The sequence below is a fragment of the Hahella sp. NBU794 genome, assembly GCF_050749805.1.
Taxonomy (GTDB): Bacteria; Pseudomonadota; Gammaproteobacteria; order Pseudomonadales; family Oleiphilaceae; genus Hahella.
In genome coordinates this window covers 6,586,003-6,604,907 of the sequence record NZ_CP192738.1, presented here as the reverse complement: position 1 = coordinate 6,604,907, position 18,905 = coordinate 6,586,003, and the positions used below count along the sequence as shown (strand labels likewise).

The following is an 18,905-nucleotide window of genomic DNA, read 5'->3' as shown; positions in this document are numbered from 1 at the left end:
GGTTCGCCAGATGGCCTCTTGTTCGGTTGGTTGTCTCGTTCTCAATAGTCGTTTTTCTTATGAGTCCGTCATTTACAGTGCCAGACGCCCAAAATAACGTTTTGCAAAGGCAAAATGTAGACGCATGTGCAGCAAAGAACGACATTAATTTCCGCACTATGTGAAAAAAGTATTGCTGTTGCGATGTGAAAGCGCCGTGGTCCCGCGGTTCGGCCTAAAAAATGTCTTATTCGGCCATTGGTCTGTTGCGTGGCGGACTTTTATGATGGTTCTTACGCCGCGTTGCGGCGCATACTCTGAAGCATCGGGACCTGAGCGGTAAATATGAAAAAAAGGTTAGACAAAAAGTAACAGCTTGACGCTGCTGGCGTCAGCCAAAAAGCTTTGGTTCCCGAACTGGATATAACAATACCAAGAAGAGCGAGGTCTGCGCATGACTGTGAATACTGGCGCCGAACAAGAATCCCGGCGACTCCATTTTAGAAATTGCACGCTGTGCGAAGCCATGTGCGGCCTGCGCATCGAAACCCATGGCGACGAAGTAGTCAGCATCAAAGGCGACGCCGAGGACCCCTTCAGCGAGGGGTTTATCTGTCCGAAAGCGGTGGCGCTGCAAGATCTGCAGAATGATCCAGACCGCTTGCGCCAACCATTACGTCGCACCACAGATGGCTGGGAGGAAATTTCCTGGAGCGAAGCCCTGGATTATACCGCGCAGCGCCTTATTCAAGTGCGTGAGGAGCATGGGCGCAATGCGTTGGGAGTCTACCTGGGCAACCCCAACGTGCATGACCATGGCAATACTCTTTTTATTCTGCCTTTTCTGCGCGCATTGGCCACCAGAAAACGTTTTTCCGCCACGTCCCTCGACCAGCTTCCGCATATGCTGGCCAATCTCACCATGTTTGGAAATCAGGGCCTGTTTCCAGTTCCTGACATAGATCGTTGCGACCTTTTCGTTTGCATTGGCGGCAATCCTCTGGCGTCCAATGGCAGCCTGATGAGCGCAGGCGGCGTTGAGCGCAGACTCAAGGCCATTCGTGAGCGTGGGGGCAAAGTCGTCACTATTGATCCGCGTAAGGCGGAAACAGCGAAAGTAGCGGACGAGCATATCTTTATCAGACCTGGGACGGATGTGTTGCTGTTGCTGGCTATTATCAACGTCCTGTTTGATGAAGACCTGGTCAATCTGGGCCATCTCGCCGATATCACGGAGGATGTGGAGCTACTCAGATTGGCGGGAGAAGCTTATCCCGCCGAACGCGTCGCGGAAGCGACAGGCGTTGCGGCGGACGACATTCGGAAGCTGGCCAGAGAGCTTGCGCAGACCCGTCAGGCAGTTTTATACGGGCGGATGGGCGTCAGCGTGCAACGCTATGGCGGCTTGTGCGTCTGGTTGATTTACTGCATCAATATATTGACTGGCCATCTGGATCGTCGCGGCGGTCTGATGTTTACCCAGCCCGCCATTGACCTTCCCGCCATCGGCGCGATGTCCGGACATAAAGGGCATTTTGATCGCTATCGCAGCAGCGTGCGCGGTTTGCCTGAATTTGGCGGCGAACTACCGGCGGCGACACTGGCGGAAGAGATCCTGACCGAAGGGCCTGAGCAGATTAAAGCCATGGTGGTGGTGGCGGGCAATCCTGTGCTGTCTTCACCCAATGGCGGACGGCTGGACGCGGCGTTCGATTCCCTGGAGTTTATGGTGAGTATTGATATGTACGTCACCGAAACCTCCCGTCATGCGGATATCATTCTCCCACCCGCTGGTCCCTTGCAACGTAGCCATATCGATATTGTGTTCGCCGCGCTGGCGGTGCGCAACACCGTGAAATACTCCCCGCCGCTGTTTCCCAAAGAGGACAACGAGCTGCACGACTGGGAGATATTTCTGGAGTTGTCGCGGCGTTTGAGCAGTCGCGATTTGCGCTCGTCTATTGAAGCGGAAATCAAGTACAAGCTGCTTAAACGCCTGGGGCCAGATGGTCTGGCGGATATCTATCTGCAGCTGGGTCCCTATGGCCGCGACCTGCCGGCGTCGGAGCGCTGGTCCGGTTACCTGGAGAGAGCGTTGCAGGCGCTGCATCCCGGACATCCGCTGCGACAGCTCTGGAAACAGGGCCCCTTGAGCGATGAAAATCGCGATCTGCCGAAAGGGCTCTCGATCAAGACATTGCTACAGCATCCGCACGGCGTGGACCTTGGGCCTCTGCGTCCCTGCCTGCCGCAGCGACTGTTCACCAAGGACAAGCGCATTAACCTGGCGCCAAAGATTTATCTCAACGACCTGTCCCGGGTGAAAGCGCTACTGAATGAAAGCGGGGACGACGCGTTGCTGTTGATCGGGCGTCGCCATGTTCGCTCCAATAATTCCTGGCTGCACAATAGTCATCGTCTGGTGAAGGGCAAAAACCGGTGTACGTTGCTGATGCATCCCCGCGACGCCAGCCGCTATGGTGTGCGTGACGGCGAAGACGCGGAAGTGCGCTCTCGGGTGGGCGTTGTGGTTCTGCCTGTGGAGGTGACGGACGACATCATGCCCGGCGTCGTCAGTATTCCCCATGGGTGGGGACACAAGCGCAGCGGCGTCAACTGGCGCACGGCCAGTGCTCATGGGGGCGTCAGTGTAAACGACCTGACGGACGAACTATGGGTTGATCCACTGTCCGGCAATGCGGCGTTGAATGGCGTTCCCGTGACAGTGAAGTCCGCAACCGGTCGCAAAGGTAAAAGCCGAAGCGCTGGCGCGCAAAAGCAGGGCGGCTCTGTAGCGGTTTAGCTCAATCCCATCACTGCAGCGCCGCCGTCAGCAGGGAAAGCGCCAGCGGCATGGTGAGCATGGCCATCAGCGTTTGCGCGCTGATGATGCCCGCCATTAGTGGCGCATCGCCGCCAAGCTGGCGCGCCAGGATATAGGAGGCTGTCGCAGTCGGCAGGCAGCCAAGTATGGCGAACACTGCGACATTGAGCGGCGGTAGCTGCAACGCCAACGCGCTGCCGACGAATATGAGCGGGAACAAACCCAGTTTGAAAGCGCTGCTGATCATGAGCGAGCTGCCGGCGCCTTTCAGGTTACGCAAGTCCAGAGCCGCGCCAACGCACAGCAAGCCCAATGGTAGCGCCATATTACCCACCAGCTTTAATACTTGGTTGACGGCGTCAGGAAAACCAATCCCCAGGCTGTTGAAGGTCAGTCCCGCCAGACTTCCCAGTATCAGTGGATTGGTGACGATTGCTTTGCCCACGCCGCGCCAGCCGGGCGCTGACTGCTCCACATAAAGCGCGAAGGCTCCAATGCACAGCACATTGATCAGTGGGATCATAATGGACATGGATAACGCCGCCAGCGCCAGCCCCTGATCGCCCTGCAACGCCTGCACGGCGGCCAATCCCACATAGGAATTGAAGCGTACGGCGCCTTGATAAACGGACGTGAAACGAGAGCCTGACCAACGCCGCCAGTGTTGTATCGCCAGCATCAAGGCAGATGCGATGACAAACGCCAATAGAATCGCCAGGAATAAACGATCCAGCATCAGCCCGTCCCGTTTGGCGTAGGTGAGCTTATCCACCAGCATCATGGGAAACAGGAAGTAGTAAAGAAACTTTTCCGCCGGCGGCCAGAAGCTGTCGCCGGGAAAGTTAAGGCGGCGCATGCCGTACCCGATGAGGATAAGTATAAAGACGGGAATGAGGGCGGCGCTGACCTGCATAGTTAGGCGTCCGTTAGCGTGTCGAAAATGAATATTGTCGGAGCTGTCCGCCCTGTTGATCTATACGCAGTAATGGCTAATCGGCGGAATCAGTCGATACCTAATATTTTGTGGAGCTGCACGCTCAAGCGCCATTTTGGATAACGCATACAGAAATCCATCGCCAGCTTGGTATTGTGAATCTTGCGCTCATCTTCGCCCTCTAACGCCAACGGGTTGGCCATGGGAGACAGATAATAGCGGCCGGCGCAAATATCATCGAAGCGTTCCGGCGGCGCTTCCGGTTGCGGGTAGACCAGCTTGAGCTCGTCGCACTCTTTTATTACTACTTCCGCACGGCCTTTGGGACTCAAGCATAGCCAGTCGATGCCGGCGGGAGCGGGCAGGGTGCCGTTGGTTTCCACTGCGACTTCGAAGCCCTTGGCGTGGAATGCCTCAATCAGCGGCTCATCCAGTTGCAACAGAGGTTCGCCGCCAGTGCAGACGACAAAGCGCTCGCCTTCTTCCTGCGGCCAGAATGACAGAATGCGTTCCGCCAGTTCCTCCGCTGTCGCGAACTTGCCGCCATTCTGACCGTCCACGCCGACAAAATCCGTATCACAGAAGTTGCAGACAGCGCTGGCGCGGTCCTTTTCACGTCCTGTCCACAGGTTACATTTGCTGAAGCGGCAGAACACGGCGGGGCGCCCTTGGTGCGCCCCTTCCCCTTGCAGGGTGTAGAAAATTTCTTTTACCCGGTACATACAGACTCATACGCTACGGGATCAACCGCGTCATTCTTTTCAAAGGCTTCCAGACGTTCGACGCAGGAGCCGCACTTACCGCAGGCTTTTTCACGGCCGTTGTAACACGTCCAGGTTTGTCCGTAATCCAGGCCCAACGCCAGACCTCTGCGCAAAATTTCAATTTTCGTTTCGTATAAATACGGGGCGCGGACTTCAACCGGCTCGTAGTTGGCCAGTTTGGACGCTTCACTCATGATTTCCACGAACGCCGGACGGCAGTCCGGGTAGATGGCGTGGTCGCCGCCATGGGCGCCGTAATAGACGGCTTCGGCTTTGAGTGAGACGGCATAGCCAATCGCCAGAGACAACAGAATCATATTGCGATTAGGCACTACGGTGGACTTCATGTTCTCTTCTTCATAGTGCCCTTCCGGCACTTGAATATCGTCAGTCAGAGAAGAGCCGGCCAGCAACGAATTGATGGCGGTGATGTCGATGATCTTATGGGCGACGTTCAGGCTTTCGCATACCTGCCTGGCGCATTCCAGCTCTTTGCTGTGTCGCTGTCCATAATTGAAGGAGAGGGCGAAAACTTCTTTGCCTTCCGCCACTAACTCGTTGAGAAGAGTGAATGAGTCCATACCGCCGGAGAAGATGGCGACGGCGCGATTTGGAATAAGGGACGTATCAGACTGATTCATTGCCTACCGCTTGTGAGAGAACAAAAGCGCATTATACCGCGGGCTATAGTGGCTGTCGTCCGTTCATGCCCTGATCCGGACGTTGGAAAAGCGGCAATTTGGGGAAAATCTGCTATACAGAAAAGAAGGGGCGGCGTCCCGTGATGCGCCGCGCCTTGGCGTCGTTTCATCGCGATCTCCGCTCCCAGGCGAGAGAAGTACCAAGGGGGAACGCATATGAGTCCGGTTCAGCTAGCCCTGTTGGGTCAGATTTTTGCAGTCATACTCTGCCTGATCGCCGCTCTGGCGATGCTTGGATTGGGCGCGGAAAAGATGCGCCGTCAACCGATCAAAATCAAAACGGAAGAAAAGCGGCGTCGCCGTCAGGGCGGCATGTTTATCCTCGGCGCATTAGTCTGGGGCGGACTGGCGTATTTGCAGACGCCAGAGCGCAGCAACTGGGAGGTGGCGGCGCAAGCGGAGGATTGGCCCAGTCTGCTCAACATGATGCCCGCCGCAGCGGCAGGCATACCTCCCGAGTTCAGCGATCCCTCCACCGAAGACAATGCGTTGATGACCGCGCGAGTGGCCAGTCTGGCGGAGGAGATGCTGTTGTTCCCGGATAATCCTGATTTCGTCAGTCTACGCAACTATCTCGCCAGTGAGTTGGTGCAGTCTGAGCAATTTGACCGTTATCCCGATCCGGTGCTGATCGATCTCTCCAGTCGCGCAGACAAGGCCGCCATCAAGTACATCGCGGATGAGCGCCCTGGAATACTTACGGTCATTTACTATACCTCCGGCGCTAAAGATCAGAGTATGCTTGTCTACTGGCCTGAAGTAGCCGGCGACCAAATAATATACACGCCCATATCGGGAGCGTCGGCTAAAGCCGCAGTCATTCTGCTGGAAAAGGAACTTGCCGACGCCGGAGCGGGATAGGCGCTCCGCCGTGTTTAAGATCGACGTCCTCCACATCGGTCCGTTCGCCACAAGGCGCGTTGTTGAAGTGGCCGGTATTTGCGCCCCGTCTTGCGACAGGGGATCGTGGCGGATACGACGCCGCACAGAGGATGCCGTGAGGAGTATGTGAAAAACGAACCGAATATGTCTTTTGAGACAATGGCTTCGCAGATAGAAGCATTACAACAACAGCCCTGCTTTATCGATTTTGAAGCATCGAGTTTGGATCTGATTTGCAGTTATCCGATTGAAGTGGGCGTTTGTCTGCCGGATGGCGCCATTCATAGTTGGCTGCTGCGTCCCGCCCCCTTGTGGACGGATTGGTCTGAAGACGCCTGCGCCATTCATGGCATCTCTCGCCAGCAACTGCAGCAGGAAGGCGTCAATGTCGTCGATGTTGCGCATGCGCTCAACGAATTGCTTCCCGAACATGTTTATTGCGACGCCTGGACCTTTGACAGCTTTTGGCTGCATCGTCTGTTCCGGGCCGCCAAGCTACAACCCGCTTTTAAACTGGAATCCATCGCCGCACTTCTGGCTCCGCAACAGGTAAACAACTGGGCGGAGACGCGTCGTCGCGCTATTGAGACATTAGGCGTGGAAACTCACCGCGCCGCCAACGACGCGCAGATTCTCTACACAACCTGGAAAATGGTCATCGAACAAGGCTTGTGATCTGACTGCAGGCGCAAAAAAAGCGGGAGACTGCTTGCGCCTGCAGTAACCCGCTCAGGAGAGCACTTTTGTGCCTACATTAAGGAAATGCAAGAGGGTATGGAGTGCGTTGGGAATCCAACGTTCCCGTGTCTTCTAAACCCTACAATTGACACGCTAAAAAGTATGGTTCAGCCACCCTGCTTTTACTGTAGGTGAATACCGAAGCCCTTATTTCCCTAGGTTTGACGTTAGATTTGGCCTGTCTCAATCGCCTGTAATCCTTGCGCCAAAGCTCGTTGTGTTTGCTCTCGCAACCAGATGTGGGCGGGTTCGCGATCTGTGGATCTGTGCCAGTAGAGATAAGTCTCCAATGGGTTCAGAGTCAGGGGAAAAGGCATGACCTGCAATGGGATAGTTTGCGTTAGGCGCCGCGCAACCTGTTCCGGCGCGCACAGGACCAAATCGCTGCTGGCCGCCGTCAACGCCGCGCCGTAAAAGTGAGGGGTGCGCAGTCCCAGTTTACGCTGCAGGCCGTGCCGGGATAACTGGATGTCTTCATATCCAGGTCCATGCTCCCGGGAGGAAACCTGCACATGAGGCCAACGCAACATTTCCGCCAGATTCCATTCCCCGGCCAGGGCAGGATGGTCTTTGCGCAACAGACAGGCCAAACGATCTTCAAACAGTTTTTCATGACAAATGCTGTCGTCGTGGCTGATCAACACATCCGCCGCCAGATCAATGCGGCCGCTGGCCAGATCATGCAGGATCTGCTCGCGGGGCGAGCGCAGACAGTTAAAGACCACTCTCGGGGCGATCGCCCGGCAATTCTTGATTAGCGCTGGTAACAGCAGCACATCGAACAGGTCCCGCACGCACAGTCTGAAACTGGTTTCCAATTGTGCAGGGGCGAACTCCTGACCCTGTTGCAGACCGCGTTGTAACTGATTCAGCGCCTGTCTCACCGTACCGATTAATTGATGGGCGTAAGGGGTTGGCGTCATACCACGGGAAGAGCGGATGAACAGCTCATCGCCAAGCGCTTCCCGCAGACGATTGAGAGCATGACTCACGGCTGGCTGGGTCAAATGCAACACTTCCGATGCGCGAGTGATGCCGCCTTCACTATAAATAGCGTCGAACACCACAAACAGGTTCAGGTCGATGCGGCTAATATGCATGATTTTTATATTTATCTATTTCTATTATTCATTTGTTTAATTATATGGCGGTGACTATGGTTTAGCCATTAACTCAAGCGCTTCCAGCGCGGCGGGCGATGCGCAAAGAAGCGCTCGTCTGTAATGGCCAAACTCTGATTTTGAGGTGAGCAATGGAATTCGATCATTCACCGCGCGCCGCGGGCTACATTCAGCGAGTTCGCGATTTTATCCGCGACCGGGTCTTACCTGCGGAGCAAGAATATTACGCCCATCTGGCCGAACCCGGACAGACCTGGACCCAACCGCCGATCATGGAAACCTTAAAAGCGGAAGCGAAGAAGGAAGGCTTGTGGAACCTGTTTCTACCGGAAGAGGAATACGGCCCCGGACTCAGCACGCTGGAATACGCGCCGCTGGCGGAGGAAATGGGATGGTCGTTTATAGCGCCTGAGGTCTTCAACTGTAATGCGCCTGACACCGGCAACATGGAGGTATTGGCGCGCTATGGCTCCCGCGAGCAGCAGGACGCCTGGCTAAAGCCTCTGCTGGCGGGAGAGATTCGCTCCGCGTTCGCCATGACGGAAAAGGACATCGCTTCTTCCGACGCCACCAATATGCAGGCGACCATTGTCGTTGAAGGGGATGAGGTGGTGGTGAATGGCCGCAAATGGTGGACGTCCAACGCCGGCCATCCCCGTTGTGAATTTTTTATCTTTATGGGCGTTACTGACCCTGAGGCCGATCGTCACCAACGTCATTCGATGGTTATCGTGCCGCGCAACACCCCGGGTGTGAATGTGAAGCGCATGCTGCCGGTGTTCGGTCAGTTGGATGAGCCATACGGTCATGGCGAAGTCCATTTCGAAAATGTACGCGTCCCCTTAACCAATATCATCGCCGGTCCCGGACGAGGGTTTGAAATCGCTCAGGGTCGATTGGGGCCGGGCCGCATTCACCACTGCATGCGCGCCATTGGCGCAGCGGAACGGGCGTTACAGCTCATGTGCGAGCGGTCATTGAGCCGCGTCGCTTTTGGTAAGCCATTGGCGAAGCTGGGAGGGAATGCGGACATTATCGCCAACGCGCGTATGGATATTGAAATGGCGCGCCTGCTGACGCTGCAGGCGGCGTATAAAATTGATAAATACGGTGTGTTTGCGGCGATGAGCGATATCTCGCAAATTAAGGTTGTAGCGCCGAGTTTGTGTCAGCGTATTGTGGATCAGGCGATTCAGATGCACGGCGGCGCCGGCGTCTCCGATGATTTTCCGCTGACGGCGTTGTTTGGCTATGCGCGAGTGCTGCGTTTGGCGGACGGACCCGACGAAGTGCATCGGGCTTTGATCGCCAAGTATGAACTTAAGAAATACCAACGATAGACCAGAGGAGGGGATATGCATCGATTTCCAGAAAAGCGCGTCGCGATAACCGGCGCCGCCAGTGGATTGGGACTGGCCACTGCCCGACATTTTCTCAGCCGTGGGTGGCGGGTGGCCTTTGCGGATGTGCAGGACGACACCGGAAACGCCATCGTTGCGTCGCTGGGTTTGCCCGAAAACCGCGCCTTTTATCAGCATGTAGACGTCATCAAGGTACGGGATATACAGGCCTGGCGGCGCAAAATTGTAGAGCTGTGGGGCGGTCTGGATATCCTGGTGAATAACGCCGGCGTGGCGGCCCATGGCGGAATTGGCGAAGCGCCGCTGGAAGACTGGGAATGGGTGATCGATATTGACCTCATGGGCGTGGTGCGCGGCTGTAAAGAATTTGCGCCGTTGTTCAAACGGCAGCGCTCCGGCCAGATCGTTAATATCGCCTCCATGGCGGGACTGGTGCATGCCCCTGAGATGGGCTCCTATAACGCCGCCAAAGCCGGCGTCGTGGCGCTCTCGGAAACTCTGGTGGGTGAATTGTCTCCCTTTGGCGTTGGCGTAAATGTCGTCTGTCCCGGCTTCTTTTCGACTGGGCTGGCGAGTACGGCGCGCTCTCCTAACCCCAAACTCAAAGAAACCATGGAAAAGCTGTTCGCAGGGTCCAAGCTGAGCGCGGCGGATGTGGCGGAACGCTTATATGAAGGAGTGGATAAACAGCATTTCTACATTTTGCCTCACGCCAATTACCGGCTGTTGTGGTGGTTGAAAAGATATGCGCCCGGAGTCTATTTGCGAAGCATGAAGACCTTGGGGCGTCGTCTTTTGGCGAAGCGGCAGGACTGCGATGACAGCGTGGAAACGACGGAAAAAGGGCGAGCGGTAGGATGAGTGCAATAACATTTGCTGATAGCGCGGGTGCGGTTCGCGCCGGTGAAGAACTTAACGCAGCGGCGATAGACGCCTTTCTCAAGCAGCATATGAAGGGGCTGTCTGGCGAACTGCGGATTCAGCAGTTCCCGGGCGGCGCCTCTAATCTGACTTATTTGCTGCAGTATCCCGATCAAGAGTTTGTGTTGCGCCGCCCGCCATTCGGGCGCAAGGCCAAGTCTGCTCACGATATGGGCCGGGAATATCGGGTGATGCAGGGCTTGCGAGGGATATATCCCTACGTGCCAGCGATGGTGGCGTTTTGTGAGGACGAGAGCGTTATTGGCGGCGAATTCTACGTCATGGAGCGCCTCAAAGGCGTCATTCTGCGTGGCGATCCGCCAGCGGGAATGCCGTTCAGTGAAGCGGATCAGCGCGCACTGTGTCGTAACATGGTGGATCGACTGGTCGAGCTGCATCAGGCGGACTGGGAGAGCACGCCCCTGAAAGAGTTATTGAAGGAAGGCGATTACGTCGAGAGGCAGATTGATGGTTGGTGTGATCGCTATCGACGCTCCAGGACGGATGACGCGCCGGACTTTGAAGAAGTGATGGCCTGGCTGCAGCAGCACAAGCCGAAACAGATACGACAATGCCTGGTGCATAACGACTATCGCTTTGACAATCTGGTTTTGGACGCCAACAACCTGATGAACATTATCGGCGTGCTGGACTGGGAAATGGCGACCATTGGCGATCCGCTGATGGACCTGGGCAACAGTCTGGCGTATTGGGTGCAACGGGATGACCCGGCCCCCTTGCATATGCTGCGGCGTCAACCCACGCACTTGCCGGGGATGATGAGTCGTGCGGAAATTGTCGACTATTACCTGCAGCGAGCCGGTCTAAGTATTCCCAGCTTTGATTTTTATGAGGTGTACGGCATGTTCCGATTGGTCGTCATCATTCAGCAGATCTATTACCGCTTCCACCACGGACAGACGCAGGACAAACGTTTCGCCAGCTTTATACAGGCCGTGCAATATCTGGACGGCTATTTGCGAGACAAGATTCATGCGTCTTCTCTGTCCTGATTTGGCTTACATGGTCATACACGATTTTGTACGCGACTTAACGGGCGAGATTGGTTGATGGGCGCGGTCTATTTAATTCGCCATGGACAAGCCAGTTTCGGCGATAACGATTACGACAAATTGTCTGAGCTAGGACGTGTTCAGGCGCAGAGGCTGGGGACTTATCTGGCTGAAAAAGGTTTGCATCTGGATGCATGGCGAAGCGGTTTGCTGAAGCGTCAGATAGACACCGCTTCCATTGCGCTCAACGAGATGGACGCAGAGGCGGAAGTCGCTCGCAGCCATGGCTTCAATGAGTTTGATCATGTCGCTGTATTGGCCAAAGTGCTGCCTGAACTGGCGCAACGGGATGCGGATGCTGCGGCCTTTGTGAGCGGAAATATCGACCGTCGGCGCAGTTTTCAGAAAGTGTTTGAAAAGGTGATTGCCGCCTGGCTGGAAAGAGACTCATGGGAGGGCGTGGATTCCTGGTCGACATTCAGCGACAGGGCCGCTCAGACATTTGAATCCACACTGGAGGAAGTCGGCGGCGGCCGCAATATCGCCATCGTGACTTCTGGCGGCGTTATTACCGCGATACTGCAGAAAGTGCTTGGCCTGTCTTCACCCGCGGCGTTCAGTATGAACTGGTCCATTGTGAACGCCTCCATCACCAAAATCATGTACAGCGGCGGCGGGCGTCGCTCGCTGGCTTATTTCAATAATTACAGTTACTTGCAGTGCGGCAGGGATCGCAGTTATGTCACCTGGCGCTGAACTGACGCAAATATTAAGGGCCTTATTATGCAAAAAGACTTATTTCAACTGACGGGACAGATTGCGCTGGTCACTGGCGCCAGCCGCGGGATCGGCGAATCCATCGCCAGGACATTGGCGCAGTATGGAGCGCATGTCATTGTGTCCAGTCGCAAAATAGAAGGCTGTGAATCCGTGGCGCAGTCGATTCGCGATGAAGGCGGCTCCGCTGAGGCCATCGCCTGTCATATCGGTGAGATGGAGCAAATATCCTCACTGTTCGAGCAGATAAAAGAAAAGCACGGCAAGCTGGATATCCTGATTAACAACGCGGCCACCAATCCTTATTTCGGACACGTGCTGGAAACGGATCTGGGCGTATTTCAAAAGACCGTTGATGTGAACATCCGTGGTTACTTCTTTATGTCCGTGGAAGCCGGCAAACTCATGCGCGCGCAGAAGAGCGGCAAGATTGTGAATGTGGCGTCGGTCAATGGCGTCATTCCCGGACACTTTCAGGGCATCTATTCCATCACCAAAGCCGCGGTGATCAGTATGACCAAAACATTCGCCAAGGAGTGCGCGGGCCTGGGGATTCGAGTGAATGCGCTGCTGCCGGGGGGCACAGACACCAAATTCGCATCAGCGCTCACGCAGAATGAAGCAATACTTAAACAGTTGCTGCAGCATGTGCCGATGAATCGTATCGCAGAGCCGACGGAAATGGCGGGCGCCGTGTTGTATCTGGTGAGTGACGCCGCTTCTTATACGACAGGTTCTGTGCTGGCGGTGGACGGCGGCTATCTGATTTCGTGAACCGCATGGGACGCAACGCCAAGTCGCTGCGTCCCATGGATTGCCGACTCAGGATTCAGGCGGTTGTGTCTGAATGAAGGAGTCGCGCTTGAACAAACGATCCACATAGTCCGCAAGGTGCGGATGGTTATTGCGCCAACCTGAATCGCCGAAACGGAAATCATACCAGCCCACTACGCTGCCAATGGCGATGTCCGCCAGCGTAAGGTGGTCTTCAAATACCCAATGCTTACCGACAGTGGCCTTTTCCAGGGCGGCCAAGCCGCGCTCTACTTTCTGCTCCTGACGGGTGATCCATTCCGGGCCTTGGCGTTCCGATGGACGTTTTTTCTCCAGAAAGATGGCGATGGCCGCTTCGCAAACGCCGTCCGCCAGCGCTTCCAGCTGGCGTACTCTGACTGCGTCGATCGACTTGATTGGAACCAGACGATGACGGGTTTCCAGCGTCTCGATATATTCGGCGATAACCGGCGAATCAAACCAGATCTCGCCATGCTCGTCGATTAATACGGGAACTTTGCCCAATGGATTGAATTTAGGTACGGATGTATCCGCATTCCAGGGAATCTCTTCCAGCAGGGAAAACGGAAGCCCCTTTTCCAATAACTGTATGCGGATCTTCCTGACAAAAGGACTGGTAAGTGAGCCGATGAGCTGCATATGATTTCTCCGTTAACAACTCCCTATCGTTGAGGTCTTCTATAGTCAATAACTTAGACTGTAGACGTCAACTGTTTTCGTTCACTGTAAAAAATACTGACGCTGAAACGAAAAACGCCGGCGGATGCCGGCGTTTGCGTGTAAATAATCTACGTTCTGCTTAGGCTTGGCGGCGGCGGAATACCAACAACCCGGCTAAAGCAACACCGAACAGCGCAAGCGTTTCTGGCTCTGGCACTTCCCGGCGATTGTAGCTACCGTCATGAGAGAACGGAGCGAACGCCACTATCGGCTTTTTCAGGTCGAAGTCGAATGCATACAGGTCAAAGTGCAGGCCAGTTCCTGTAAAGCCGGAAACGTCGAAGTCAAAGGCGTTGTAGTACAGGTAGTCGCCTGATCCGCCGTACAGTGCGAATCCATCGGGATCGTCCTGCACATTGTAAGGCGTGGCTTTATTACCGGTGTCGAAGGAGAAGTCGACTTCGTAGTAATAAGTGTCGTAAATACCGTGACCTGGCAGGTCAGCGCTGCTGCTGGCTACCTCTACAGGAGGAGTGCCATAAGTCATATCATCGGTAATATCAATGGTGATGCCATTGACGACAATGCTGCCTAAGTCAGTCGGCGTCGACAGTTTGGGAGTGACGGCGATGCTAAGGCGGAAATCAAATAAACCAGCGTCAACGATACCTGTATCGGCTAAGGCATAAAGTGTAAAGGCGGTGGCGCTGGTTACCGAATCCTCGGAGGCCATGTCATAGGTTCCATCTTCAATTCCAATTTGCAGCGCCGGAAGAGCGAATGCTCCGGTAGAGGCGAGCATGGCAGATGAAAAGACAAACGCTTTGAGTGAGGTTGTTGTTTGTTTCATGACTCTTGAGCCTGTACTGCGAGTGTGGTTAATGACAGGGTGGACTACATCAGAAAACAGGCAATTACCTCGCCATACTAAAAGTTAATGAACATGGACAGGCACTTGGCGAGTTACGTGATGTTACAAAGAAATTGTAAATGTAAATTTTTGTGACACATGTCGGAAATTGAATGCTGTTAATTTGACAGGGCCTTATCCATAAAGCTCAGGAATACAAGGGCGTGGGGGATGAACTTATCGCAAGGTTCACTGTAAATTGCTTGTTTTTGCTATGCTGAGCCCCCATCAAGCGGGAAGTTATTCCAAACACGACACTTTTTCTCAATCTTGTAAGAGTTAGGCGGAGATCATGGAGCGTTTTATTGAAAATTTGATGTATTCAGCGCGCTGGATACTTGCCCCGATTTATTTGGGCTTAAGCTTGGCCCTGTTAGCGTTGGGCGTGAAGTTCTTCCAGGAGATCTTCCATGTAATGCCGGTTATCTTCTCCATGAAAGAAGCGGACTTGGTGCTCGTGGTGCTGTCGCTGATTGATTTGGCTTTGGTTGGCGGCTTGCTCGTAATGGTAATGTTCAGCGGCTATGAAAACTTTGTCTCACAGTTGGATATCGCTGAAGGGCAGGAAAAACTGAGTTGGCTGGGTAAAGTGGATTCCGGCACGCTGAAAAACAAAGTGGCGGCGTCTATTGTTGCTATTTCTTCTATTCATCTGCTGAAAATATTCATGAATGCGGAGAATGTGGAGGAGACCTATTTGCTTTGGTACGTGATTATCCACATGACTTTTGTGGTGTCCGCGTTCTGTATGGGATATCTGGACAAGATCACCCGCAAGGAACACTAACGCTCATCGCGGCTGGGCGCAGATGCCTGCAAGCTAAGCGAAATACGTTTATGTTGGATAAAACCGGGGCCTTTGAGCCCCGGTTTTTCGTTGGCGTCTCAGTGCAGCTTGAGACGTGGCCGAATGATCTTATTGATGCGCGCGGAAAACATGATCAACGCGGTTTTGATGTAGCCATGTAAAGCGATTTGATGCAGACGATACAGGGAGATGTAGACGAAGCGCGCGATGCGTCCCTCGATCATCATGGACTTGCCGGTCAGATTCCCCATCAAATTACCGACGGTGGAGTAGCGGCTTAGCGACACCAGTGAGCCGTGATCTTTATAGATATAGGATTTTACTGGCTTGTTGGCCAACAGGTAACGCAGGTTAACGTAAACATGGCTGGCCATCTGGTGAGCGGACTGCGCCCGTGGCGGTACTTTGGAACCGTCAGGCTGGGGACAGCTGGCGCAGTCGCCGATAGCGAAAATGCGGTCGTCTTTGGTTGACTGCAGGCTGGGTAACACCTCGACCTGATTGTTGCGGGTGGTTTCCAGTCCGTCGATGCCCTGGAGGAAATCCGGGGCTTTGACGCCCGCGGCCCAAACGCGCATGTCTGCGGTGATGAATTCGCCGTCGCCAGTTTCGAAGCCCTTATCCGTAACCTTGGTGACTTTGGTGTTGGTCTTGATGGCGATGTTCAGCTTGCCCAGTTCTTCGACTACCGCGTTGGAGATGCGCGTAGGCAGGGCGGGCAAGACTCTGGGACCGGCTTCGATGATGGTCACTTTCAGATTCTGGGGACCTAATTTCAGACCGTAAGCGCCCAGCAGCGCCGTGGTGTTGTGCAGCTCCGCGGCCAGTTCCACGCCTGTGGCGCCGGCGCCGACGATGCCTATCTCCAATACTACCGGCTTACCTTCCGACGCCTGACTGCTGAGGCGGAGGTAAGTGTTGATGAGGTTCTTGTGGAACAGGTCGGCTTGTTTGCGGCTGTCGAGGAACGCGCAGTACTCGGCGGCGCCTGGGGTGCCAAAGTCGTTGGTCTGGCTGCCGAGGGCCAGCACCAGATAATCATAAGCGAGCGTGCGTTCCGGACTGATTTCATCGCCTCTTGCGTCATGCATGGGCGCCAGGCTTATCGTGCGCGCCTGGCGATCCAGACTGTGCATTTTGCCGAGGTGGAAGGTGAAGCCGTGGTAGAAAGCGTGGGAACGGTAGCTGATTTCGTCGATGCCGGAATCCATGGAGCCCGTGGCGACTTCATGTAGTAACGGCTTCCATAAGTGGGTGGGGTTGCAATCCACAAGGTGGACCTCCGCCCGCTTCTTCTTCCCGAGCGCATTGCCCAGGCGGGTGACCAGCTCCAGCCCCCCTGCGCCGCCGCCGACGACGACTATTTTAGGTATGCTCATAAAACAACTCCCCGAAATAGCTAGGGATTATAAGACGAAATACCCAGGAAATCCCGGCTACGGTAAAGAAAATCCGCTGACTTGCATATGGGGGAGTGAAGACGAAATCTGTTTTGGGCTTTCGCCCTGAGCGGCTAAAAAAGGGAGGGCCTCTTGTCCGCCTGGATCAAGCGGGCGCGCCCTCCAATAAGCAGGCCTGTAAAACGTACGTCTCGGCGTCGGGTGAATCAGGGTCGGTCCATCACCTTCAGGAATCATGCTGAGACGTCCATTGGCGGCCGGCTTGCGTTGAATCAGCGTTGCAACCGAGAGCGGCTCTTTTGGAGCCTGTCGCCCTGAATGCGCCGGCGAAATCGGTCCGCCGCCTTGATCAGGACGCCTTAACGCTGCGTTTTCCCTCGAGTGCGGCAGTCTAGGGAGAAATGCGCCCCCCTGCATCCGTATAGGATACGGACATGGGAGGGCGTCCTGACGGGAGCTTATTCTTGTTTTGTCCCTTGGCGGGGCGTACCGGTGGGGTTATCCGGTAGCCTGCAACGGCTGATCCTGGTGGTTCGACTGATACTCGGTGATGTAACTGCCTCCCATCAATACGAGCGGAATGTGCAGTTTGTTGCGTATCAGCAAGTCAAAGAACTTGATTTTGTTGGTGATGGAAAACTTGTTTTTGATGTTTTCCCGGTAAGTCTCCACCGTTCGTGGCGACAAACCCAGTACCTGGCTGCTTTCTTTGGCGGATAAACCGCATAGCCAGAGTCCGATGGTCTGCGCTTCTCGGATGGAAATTGGAACGCCGCTCAGCCGCGCTAGCGACGGCAGCAGATCGTCTTCCGCAGGCGCGCTGCGGTACACAGTGGGGAGGTCATTTCCTTTTGTAACCATGGTAAGCACTTTTACGTCCTATCCTTACATCCATTACTGTTTAACATGTCCCTTTTTGGCGCCGTCCTTGATCGGGAATCATTCCCTATCTGCGCCCAGCGAGTGCTCTATTGTTATCTTATGACGCTAACTGATTAAAAAATAATGATTAATTTTCATTTTGTGTTGCCGTAAAGTAATCATGTTGTATTAAAGGGAAATTTTACATGACTAGGGAACAGCTACGCATATTCGCCGCAGTGGTGAGCGAAGGCGGGTTCAGGGCGGCGGCCAAAAAATTCTACCGCAGCCAATCCGCGATAAGCAAAACCATACGCGCGCTGGAGGAGGAAATTGGCTTCCTGTTGTTCCAGCGCGACCGATACCGCCCCAAACTGACCGAAAAAGGGGAAGCCTTCTCCGGAAAAGTAAACGAACTTCTGGCGAAATTCTCCGATCTTGATTCCTATACTCGCGAACTGGCCATGGGATACGAGCCTGTCATTCGCGTCGCCGTTAATCACATCTGCCCATTGGAGAAAGTCTTGCCGTCTCTGCGCGAATGCGCCTTGCGCTACGCCAATACCCAGGTGGATTTCTACATTGAAACCCTGGAAGGCGCCATGCAGCGTTTGCAGGAGAACCACGCGGACATCGCCATTACCTATCAGGAGCGCGTACACGCCTCTCTGGAAGCCGCTCCGTTCAGCCAGATTGTCTTGAAAGTCGTGGCCACGCCGGATTATCTCGCCAACCTGTTGCGCTGCGACAATGGCGAGCCAGATCTCTGCCGAAGCACCCAGATAGTCGTGGAGGACAGCGCGATCAAGCGCCTTGATGAGCGCTATCTACTGGTGGATAACGGCGGTAAATGGGCGGTCAACGACCACAATCTGAAAAAACGCATGATCCTCGCCGGTCTGGGCTGGGGGCGTCTGCCTTTGCATGAAATCAAAGAAGAGCTGGCCCAGGGCGAGCTGTTGCCGGTGCCTCACATTCCGTGTGACGCCACTGAAAAAGTCGATCTTTATGTGTTGCGCAAATTAGAGAAGCCTCATGGACCCGCTGTGCGCTTCTTATGGGAAAGTCTCACCCGGGCGACGCAAAAAGTTGGCGCGGCCGAGCCGGTCGCGGCAATTTGAGGGAAATATGCCGGTAATGTCGGGGAAAGTATAAGCATCTTCCCTGATAACCGTAATAATCGCGGATACTGACCTACTGGGCCGGCTGCTAAGTTCTGCTGCGCACTCCGGCCCGCCGTCCATGATCAGGGCCGCTCTTCAAGCCGGCAGGACGGCGCGCAACAGATTGTTGCCGCGCATCTATGGTCATGACCGCGTCCGGGACCATATTCCAGGGAAAACGTAAGTAAAGGAAGATGTTATGGACGCTGAAAGAGCTGTCGCCAGCGCTCTCTTACGGTTATCGCCGTCATTCGACTCAGCGCGCGCAAGCGCTGGGTATGGCGCAACTGTGG

General features: G+C 54.7%; 18 protein-coding genes. 10 read left to right on the top strand and 8 right to left on the bottom strand.

Annotated features, from left to right (window positions below; genetic code table 11):
• Positions 1 to 433 precede the first annotated feature (433 nt).
• Positions 434 to 2,782 (top strand): molybdopterin oxidoreductase family protein, encoded by a 2,349-nt coding sequence (locus ACQYWX_RS29100; RefSeq protein WP_431687234.1) that lies wholly within the window; start codon positions 434 to 436, stop codon positions 2,780 to 2,782.
• Positions 2,783 to 2,792: 10 nt separating this feature from the next.
• Here the strand turns inward: ACQYWX_RS29100 and ACQYWX_RS29095 are convergent, their stop codons facing one another.
• From ACQYWX_RS29095 to queC, 3 genes are all read right to left on the bottom strand, one after another.
• A complete protein-coding gene (locus ACQYWX_RS29095) occupies positions 2,793 to 3,716 on the bottom strand; it encodes an AEC family transporter (RefSeq protein ID WP_216736089.1) in 924 nt (307 codons plus the stop codon).
• An 89-nt stretch (positions 3,717 to 3,805) separates the two neighbouring features.
• The gene (gene queE / locus ACQYWX_RS29090) at positions 3,806 to 4,459 is read right to left on the bottom strand and encodes a 7-carboxy-7-deazaguanine synthase (protein WP_216736090.1); all 654 of its coding nucleotides are present in this window, start codon (positions 4,457 to 4,459) and stop codon (positions 3,806 to 3,808) included.
• A complete protein-coding gene (queC, locus tag ACQYWX_RS29085) occupies positions 4,447 to 5,142 on the bottom strand; it encodes a 7-cyano-7-deazaguanine synthase QueC (protein ID WP_216736091.1) in 696 nt (231 codons plus the stop codon). The genes queE and queC overlap by 13 nt, the downstream gene beginning before the upstream one ends.
• A 216-nt stretch (positions 5,143 to 5,358) precedes the next feature.
• Between queC and ACQYWX_RS29080 the strand changes: the two genes are divergently transcribed.
• Positions 5,359 to 6,063 carry a hypothetical protein gene (locus ACQYWX_RS29080; RefSeq protein WP_431687233.1) on the top strand — a complete coding sequence of 235 codons (705 nt, stop codon included), beginning with the start codon at positions 5,359 to 5,361 and terminating at the stop codon, positions 6,061 to 6,063.
• A gap of 165 nt (positions 6,064 to 6,228) precedes the next feature.
• On the top strand, positions 6,229 to 6,759 hold the full coding sequence (locus tag ACQYWX_RS29075; RefSeq protein WP_241566918.1) for a hypothetical protein: 531 nt from the start codon (positions 6,229 to 6,231) through the stop codon (positions 6,757 to 6,759).
• Between the two features lie 230 nt (positions 6,760 to 6,989).
• Here the strand turns inward: ACQYWX_RS29075 and ACQYWX_RS29070 are convergent, their stop codons facing one another.
• A complete protein-coding gene (locus ACQYWX_RS29070; RefSeq protein ID WP_431687232.1) occupies positions 6,990 to 7,922 on the bottom strand; it encodes a LysR family transcriptional regulator in 933 nt (310 codons plus the stop codon).
• Between the two features lie 152 nt (positions 7,923 to 8,074).
• Here ACQYWX_RS29070 and ACQYWX_RS29065 point away from each other — a divergent pair, with 152 nt between their 5' ends.
• Genes ACQYWX_RS29065 through ACQYWX_RS29045 form a run of 5 tightly spaced genes read left to right on the top strand, consistent with a single transcriptional unit; the run spans position 8,075 to position 12,789 of the window.
• Positions 8,075 to 9,283 (top strand): acyl-CoA dehydrogenase family protein, encoded by a 1,209-nt coding sequence (locus ACQYWX_RS29065; RefSeq protein WP_431687231.1) that lies wholly within the window; start codon positions 8,075 to 8,077, stop codon positions 9,281 to 9,283.
• A 15-nt stretch (positions 9,284 to 9,298) separates the two neighbouring features.
• Positions 9,299 to 10,165: an SDR family oxidoreductase gene (locus ACQYWX_RS29060; RefSeq protein ID WP_431687230.1), complete on the top strand. Its 867-nt coding sequence runs from the start codon at positions 9,299 to 9,301 to the stop codon at positions 10,163 to 10,165.
• Positions 10,162 to 11,238: a phosphotransferase gene (locus ACQYWX_RS29055; RefSeq protein WP_431687229.1), complete on the top strand. Its 1,077-nt coding sequence runs from the start codon at positions 10,162 to 10,164 to the stop codon at positions 11,236 to 11,238. Before ACQYWX_RS29060 ends, ACQYWX_RS29055 begins: the two co-directional genes overlap by 4 nt.
• 57 nt (positions 11,239 to 11,295) lie before the next feature.
• Positions 11,296 to 11,994, top strand: a complete 699-nt coding sequence (locus ACQYWX_RS29050) for a histidine phosphatase family protein (RefSeq protein WP_431687228.1) — start codon at positions 11,296 to 11,298, stop codon at positions 11,992 to 11,994.
• A gap of 27 nt (positions 11,995 to 12,021) precedes the next feature.
• Complete coding sequence (locus ACQYWX_RS29045; RefSeq protein ID WP_431687227.1) at positions 12,022 to 12,789, top strand: SDR family oxidoreductase; 768 nt, start codon at positions 12,022 to 12,024, stop codon at positions 12,787 to 12,789.
• Between the two features lie 48 nt (positions 12,790 to 12,837).
• On the opposite strand, the gene ACQYWX_RS29040 is transcribed toward ACQYWX_RS29045, so the two are convergent.
• Both ACQYWX_RS29040 and ACQYWX_RS29035 read right to left on the bottom strand, forming a co-directional pair.
• Positions 12,838 to 13,449, bottom strand: a complete 612-nt coding sequence (locus ACQYWX_RS29040; protein ID WP_431687226.1) for a glutathione S-transferase — start codon at positions 13,447 to 13,449, stop codon at positions 12,838 to 12,840.
• A 160-nt stretch (positions 13,450 to 13,609) separates the two neighbouring features.
• Positions 13,610 to 14,320 carry a choice-of-anchor N protein gene (locus ACQYWX_RS29035; RefSeq protein WP_216736100.1) on the bottom strand — a complete coding sequence of 237 codons (711 nt, stop codon included), beginning with the start codon at positions 14,318 to 14,320 and terminating at the stop codon, positions 13,610 to 13,612.
• Positions 14,321 to 14,672: 352 nt separating this feature from the next.
• Here ACQYWX_RS29035 and ACQYWX_RS29030 point away from each other — a divergent pair, with 352 nt between their 5' ends.
• Positions 14,673 to 15,167 (top strand): TIGR00645 family protein, encoded by a 495-nt coding sequence (locus tag ACQYWX_RS29030; protein WP_127974045.1) that lies wholly within the window; start codon positions 14,673 to 14,675, stop codon positions 15,165 to 15,167.
• Between the two features lie 98 nt (positions 15,168 to 15,265).
• On the opposite strand, the gene ACQYWX_RS29025 is transcribed toward ACQYWX_RS29030, so the two are convergent.
• On the bottom strand, positions 15,266 to 16,567 hold the full coding sequence (locus tag ACQYWX_RS29025) for an NAD(P)/FAD-dependent oxidoreductase (protein WP_431687224.1): 1,302 nt from the start codon (positions 16,565 to 16,567) through the stop codon (positions 15,266 to 15,268).
• A gap of 519 nt (positions 16,568 to 17,086) precedes the next feature.
• Positions 17,087 to 17,449 (bottom strand): helix-turn-helix transcriptional regulator, encoded by a 363-nt coding sequence (locus ACQYWX_RS29020; protein ID WP_127974043.1) that lies wholly within the window; start codon positions 17,447 to 17,449, stop codon positions 17,087 to 17,089.
• 206 nt (positions 17,450 to 17,655) lie between these two features.
• Between ACQYWX_RS29020 and ACQYWX_RS29015 the strand changes: the two genes are divergently transcribed.
• Positions 17,656 to 18,570, top strand: coding sequence for a LysR family transcriptional regulator (locus ACQYWX_RS29015; protein ID WP_431687223.1), 915 nt, complete (start codon positions 17,656 to 17,658; stop codon positions 18,568 to 18,570).
• Positions 18,571 to 18,905 lie beyond the last annotated feature (335 nt).